Source organism: Streptomyces sp. SID486, from assembly GCF_009865385.1.
Classification (GTDB): Bacteria; Actinomycetota; Actinomycetes; order Streptomycetales; family Streptomycetaceae; genus Streptomyces.
On sequence record NZ_WWJT01000285.1, the window covers coordinates 1 to 5,336 of the forward strand.

General features: G+C 74.0%; 5 protein-coding genes. 2 read left to right on the top strand and 3 right to left on the bottom strand.

The window, feature by feature from the left end:
• Positions 1-603 (bottom strand): NAD(P)H-dependent oxidoreductase (locus GT045_RS13805; protein ID WP_161334340.1); only part of this gene is annotated, 603 nt, incomplete at its 3' end.
• A 154-nt stretch (positions 604-757) separates the two neighbouring features.
• On the opposite strand from GT045_RS13805, the gene GT045_RS13810 reads away from it, so the two are divergent.
• Positions 758-1,141 (top strand): helix-turn-helix domain-containing protein, encoded by a 384-nt coding sequence (locus GT045_RS13810; RefSeq protein ID WP_161293680.1) that lies wholly within the window; start codon positions 758-760, stop codon positions 1,139-1,141.
• Between the two features lie 298 nt (positions 1,142-1,439).
• Here GT045_RS13810 and GT045_RS13815 read toward each other — a convergent pair whose 3' ends face one another.
• A complete protein-coding gene (locus GT045_RS13815; protein ID WP_161293678.1) occupies positions 1,440-2,918 on the bottom strand; it encodes a glutamate-cysteine ligase family protein in 1,479 nt (492 codons plus the stop codon).
• 273 nt (positions 2,919-3,191) lie between these two features.
• Here GT045_RS13815 and GT045_RS13820 point away from each other — a divergent pair, with 273 nt between their 5' ends.
• A complete protein-coding gene (locus tag GT045_RS13820) occupies positions 3,192-4,331 on the top strand; it encodes a LacI family DNA-binding transcriptional regulator (protein ID WP_161334341.1) in 1,140 nt (379 codons plus the stop codon).
• 154 nt (positions 4,332-4,485) lie between these two features.
• Here GT045_RS13820 and GT045_RS13825 read toward each other — a convergent pair whose 3' ends face one another.
• Positions 4,486-5,196, bottom strand: coding sequence for a sulfite exporter TauE/SafE family protein (locus GT045_RS13825; protein ID WP_161334342.1), 711 nt, complete (start codon positions 5,194-5,196; stop codon positions 4,486-4,488).
• Positions 5,197-5,336 lie beyond the last annotated feature (140 nt).

Here is a 5,336-nt window from a genome sequence, read left to right on the forward strand (position 1 = left end):
CTCGAAGGCGCGCTCGCGCGAGGCCTCGGCGAGCGGGACCAGCTCGGCCATCGCCGGGTTCTGCGACGCCATGGTCAGCTCCGGGACGATGAACTCCAGGTCCAGGCCGAGGCCGTCGGCGAGGACGGCCTTGAGGTAGTTCTGCACGTACTCGTACCCCTCGCGCGGGGTACCGGGCGCGTAGGAGCCGCCCCGGCTGGCGACGACGGTGACCGGGGTGCCCTTGGCGGACGGGTTCTCGCCCGCGGTGCGGCCCATGATGATCACGTTGTCCAGCCATGCCTTGAGGGTCGACGGGATCGTGTAGTTGTACATCGGGGCGCCGATCAGGATGGCGTCGGCCTGCTCCAGCTCCTCCACCAGCTTGACGCGCTCGGCGAACGCGGCGGCCTGCGCGGGCGTATGGGCGGACGCGGGGACGAAGCCGGCCAGGTGCGCGTCGGCGGTGATGTGCGCGACGGGCTCGGCCGCGAGGTCGTGGTAGACGACCGTGCCCTGGGGGTGCTGCTGCTCCCAGTGCTCGCGGAAGGCCGCCGTCACGGCGCGGGAGGCCGACGCCTCGGTCGGGAACACGGACGAGTCGATGTGCAGCAGGGTGGCCATGAGGTTCTCCATCAGGGGCTGTGCGACCGGAACAGGGCAAAGGGGTGCAGCCGCACCCCCCCGAAGGCGTCGGCTGACGTTTCGTACTGGACTAGTTTTAACACATGGACTTACTTTTTTTCAGCCCCCTACGGCGGGGTAGTACCCTGGTGCCATGGCGGTGGCGGAGCAGAACCACGACAGTGCGGCGTGCAAGCGGGTGGACGACGGCATCACCCGTGTCTTCCAACTGCTCGGCAAGCGATGGAGCGGCCCGATCGTGGCCGTTCTGGTGGAACAGCCCGCCTACTTCGCCGACCTCCGCCGGGCCGTCCCCGGCATCAGCGAGCGCATGCTCTCCGACCGGCTCGCCGAGCTCGGCGCGGCCGGACTCGTCCTGCGCGAGGTCGACGAGGGCCCCCCGCTGCGTGTCTCCTACCGGCTGACGGACGCCGGCGCGGCCCTGGAGCCCGCGCTGCGCGAACTCGCGGAGTGGGCGAAGTCCCACCTGCCGGACGCAGCCGGGTGCCCCGAGGCGGCCCTGGAGCGGCAGCACTAGACGCCGCCCGCGCCTGCCCGGAGCCGTCGCCTGGCCGGCGGTGCACCGGGTCCCGGACGGCGGACGGCGGGTGAACGGCGGCTGCTCCGGCGCCCTGGGTATCCGGCCGGCACAACCGCTGACCGGTAGTACCCCGTACACCGCCTTCTCCGGACGCGCCCGCAACGACCCGGCCGACCCCACCCGGCACACCCCGCTCGAACCCGGACCGGCCTTCACCGAGGAGGAGTTCGCGCAGCACCGCGACTCGGCGTTCGACCGCGCGGTCGGCCTCCTGCGCGGCTCCGGCTGTTCCCGGTCAGTCGACGGGCCACGTGTGCACCGGCGCGTTGAGGTGCATGTACTCGATGTAGAGCTGCGTCATCCGGCGCAGGGCCTCCTGCCGGCCGACCCCTGTGGTGGCGTCCAGGTGATGGAACATCTCCTTCTGCCACACCGCTCCGTTGCGCGCGGTCACACAGCGCTGCTCGATGACGCCGAGCAGCGGCTCCCGCCACGCCGCGTCCATGCCGGAGCGCTCCAGACCGCGGTGCGCGAGCGGCAGCAGCCGCCGCAGCACCAGCTCCGGCACGGGGACCTCGCCCGTCCCGGGCCAGTACAGCAGCGCCTCGATGCCGTTCCGGGCGGCGGCGTGCAGGTTGTCCTCGGCGACCGAGAAGGACATCCGCGACCACACCGGCCGGTCCTCCTCCACCAGGGCCCGCGTCAGCCCGTAGTAGAACGCGCCGTTGGCGAGGGTGTCGGCGACGGTCGGCCCGGCGGGCAGCACCCGGTTCTCCACCCGGATGTGCGGCCGGCCGCCGGCGACGGCGTAGACCGGCCGGTTCCAGCGGTAGATCGTGCCGTTGTGCAGGGTGAGTTCGGACAGCTCGGGGATGCCGCCGCGGCCCAGCGTCGCCACCGGGTCCTCCTCGTCGCACAGGGGCAGGAGCGCGGGGAAGTAGCGCAGGTTCTCCTCGAACAGGTCGAACACGCTGGTGATCCACCGCTCCCCGAACCACACCCGGGGCCGGACGCCCTGCACCTTGATCTCCTCCGGGCGGGTGTCGGTGGCCTGTTCGAACAGCGGGATCCGCGTCTCGTGCCACAGCTCCTTGCCGAACAGGAACGGAGAGTTGGCGGCCAGCGCGACCTGGACCCCGGCGATCGCCTGCGCCGCGTTCCAGTAGCCGGCGAACTCCTCGGGAGACACCTGGAGATGGAACTGCGTACTGGTGCACGCTGCCTCCGGGGTGATCGTGTCCGCCAGGGTCCGCAGCCGGTCCGCCCCGTCGATCTCGATGCGCAGGTCCTCACCGCGGGCCGCGAAGACCTGGTCGTTGAGCAGCCGGTACCGGGGGTTCTCCGACAGGGCCCCCTCACCGATCTGATCCTGCCGGAGCGTGGGCAGGATCCCGATCGTGATCAGCCGGGTACCCACCGACCGCGCGCGCTCCTCGGCGTGGTTCAGCGCCGCCCGGATCTCCGACTCCCAGGCGTCCGGACCGCCCGCGACCAGCCGCCGGGGCGGAACGTTGATCTCCAGGTTGAACCGGCCCAGCTCGGTGGACCACGCGGGATCGGAGATCGCCTCCAGCACGTCGCTGTTGCGCATGGCCGGATCGGCGTCGTCGTCCACCAGGTTCAGCTCGATCTCCAGGCCCACCTGGGGCCGCTCCGCGTCGAAGTGCGCCTCGCGGAGCATCAGCGCGAACGCCTCCAGGCACTCCTGCATCTTGATCCGGTACCGGCGGCGGTCCTCGCGGGTGAAGACGAGCGCCGGGACGTCACGCCCCATGGGCCCTCCAGGCTCCCTCGGCGGACACCTCTCCACCCAGCGTCGCATCATCGCGCGACGCCCACCAAGCGGATGTCCCGCCGGACCGGCGCCCCGCGAACGCGCCGCCGCGCACGGCCACGGAGATCACCCGGCGGCCTGGACCGCCCCGCCCCGGCGGCCCGGACAGCCCCGCCCCGGCGGCACATGGCGACCGGGCCCGGCGCACCCGCGCCCCGGCGACCGACGGGCACCCGGTGGTTCCCCGGGCGCGGCTCCGGGGAAGATGGGCGCATGACCATCCCCCGCGGCGCCCGCCGGCCCACCATCGCCGATGTGGCCGAGGCCGCCTCGGTGTCCCGGACGACGGTGTCGCACGCCCTCAACGGCATCGGCAAGGTCGATCCGCGGACCCGCGAGCGCATCAAGAAGATCGCCGCCGAACTGGGGTACCGGCCCAACCTGCGCGCCCAGCGGCTGCGCCGTGGCGAGGCCCGGGCCATCGCGCTGGCCTCCTCGATGCCGTTCGCGGTGGCCGGTGGCCCGTCCCGGCTCGGGTTCTACATGGAGGTGGCCGCCGCGGCGGCCGAACGTGCCCTCGTGCACGAGTACGCGCTGGTGCTGATCCCGCCCGTGCAGTCCGGATCCGCGCTGTACACGGTCGACATCGACGGCGCCATCGTCGTCGAACCCGCCGCCGACGACGCGGCGGTGGCCCAACTGCGCGAGCGGGGGCTGCCGTACGTCACGCTGGGCCGGCCCACCGCGCCCGACGACGACGCCCTCTACGTGGACCTGCACGGCGGCCGGGTCGTCGAACTGCTCCTGGACCACCTGCGCGTCCAGGGCGCCCGCCGCCCCGCGCTCGTCGTCGGCGCCGGCACCCGCCACTCCTCGGTCGACGCCCGCGCCGCCTACGAACGCACGGCGGCGGCCCACGGCTGGACCCCCCTCGTCGCCACCGCGCCGGAGGACGGCGGCGAACAGGCGGGGTACGACCGCTGCGCCGCCCTGCTCACCGAGCACCCCGACGTCGACGCGCTGTGCGTGCTCGTCGACGCGTTCGCCGTCGGCGCGGTACGGGCGTTGCACGACGCGGGCCGGCGCATCCCCGACGACGTCATGGTCGTCACCCGGTACGACGGTCTGCGCGCCCGCACCTGCGAACCCCCGCTCACCGCGGTCGACCTGCGCCTGGACCGGGCGGCGGCGGACGCGGTGGAGCTGCTGCTCGGCCGACTGGGCGCGCGATCGGCCGGTGGCGGCGGGGAGTTCGCGGCCGGTGCGGGCGCCGGTGCGGCTGCGGGTGCCGATGCCGGTGGGGGCGTGGGTGCCGGTGCGGGTTCCTTCGTGGGCGGGGAGGGGGCCGGGAACGGGGTAGCGGCCCCCGAGCCACGGCTCGTCGTCCGTGCCTCGTCCCTGCGGAGGCGGTAGACGAGGCCGCGTCCTGCGGGTGGAGGCGGTGGACGGGGCCGAGTCCTGCGGGTGGAGGCGGTGGACGGGGCCGCGTCCTGCGGGTGGGGCGGTGGACGGGGCCGAGTCCTGCGGGCGGAGGTGGCGGGTGGGGCCGAGCCCTCTGCGCGCCGGCTCAGCTGCCCGCGATCAGGACCACCCCGGACACCAGGGCGAACGCGAGCACGAAGGCGCGCATCCGCTTCGCGTCGACGCGCTGGTGCACCAGCCGGCTCAGCCAGGCACCCGCCGCGAGCGCGGGCAGCAACAGCACCGCCCAGCCCATATCCGCCGCCCGGCCCCGGCCGGTGGCGAACAGCAGCGCCAGCGAGGCGACTTCGCCGATCAGGAAGCAGACGGCGACCGTCGCGCGCAGCTCGGCGGGAGGCCGGTGCTGGTACACGAGGGCGAGCGGCGGACCGCCCACCCCGGTCGCCGTCTCGGTCAGCCCGGTGACGACACCCGCGCCCACGTAGGCGCCGCGCCCCGGGACGAATCCGGGCACCACGAGGCTCACCACCGCCGCCAGCACCGTCGCGACACCGACGACCGTCCCCAGGTCGCTCTCGGGTACGACCCACAACAGCGCCAGACCAGCCGGGGTCGCCGTCAGGCGCGCGGCCGTGATCCACCGGGCGCCCCGCAGATCGAGGCTGTGCCGCTCCCGCCAGGCGACGTACAGGTTGAGCGGGATCATCGAGGTCAGCACGAACACGGGCAGCAGCGCGGGGTCGAGCAGTCCCGCGACCGGTGCCACGATCAGCGCGAAGCCCAGGCCGCTGGCCCCCTGGACGAACGCCGCCGCCGCCACGGTCAGCGCCAGGACCGCGAGCATCCCCCCGGTCATGCCGGACCTCCGGCGGACGTGGCGCGGACACCGGCGGAAGCGGGTGCCGAAGGCGCGCCCGTACGCGGCACGGGGTGGCCGGCCGAGGGCGCGGGGACGGAGGATCCCGCTGGTGCTGGTGCTGGTGCTGGTGCTGGTGC

Bases quoted from the DNA above. Each gene is read 5' to 3' on its own strand.
- GT045_RS13815 (WP_161293678.1), bottom strand. From the start codon at position 2,918: ATGGGGCGTGACGTCCCGGCGCTCGTCTTCACCCGCGAGGACCGCCGC.
- GT045_RS13820 (WP_161334341.1), top strand. From the start codon at position 3,192: ATGACCATCCCCCGCGGCGCCCGCCGGCCCACCATCGCCGATGTGGCC.
- GT045_RS13810 (WP_161293680.1), top strand. From the start codon at position 758: ATGGCGGTGGCGGAGCAGAACCACGACAGTGCGGCGTGCAAGCGGGTG.
- GT045_RS13825 (WP_161334342.1), bottom strand. From the start codon at position 5,196: ATGACCGGGGGGATGCTCGCGGTCCTGGCGCTGACCGTGGCGGCGGCG.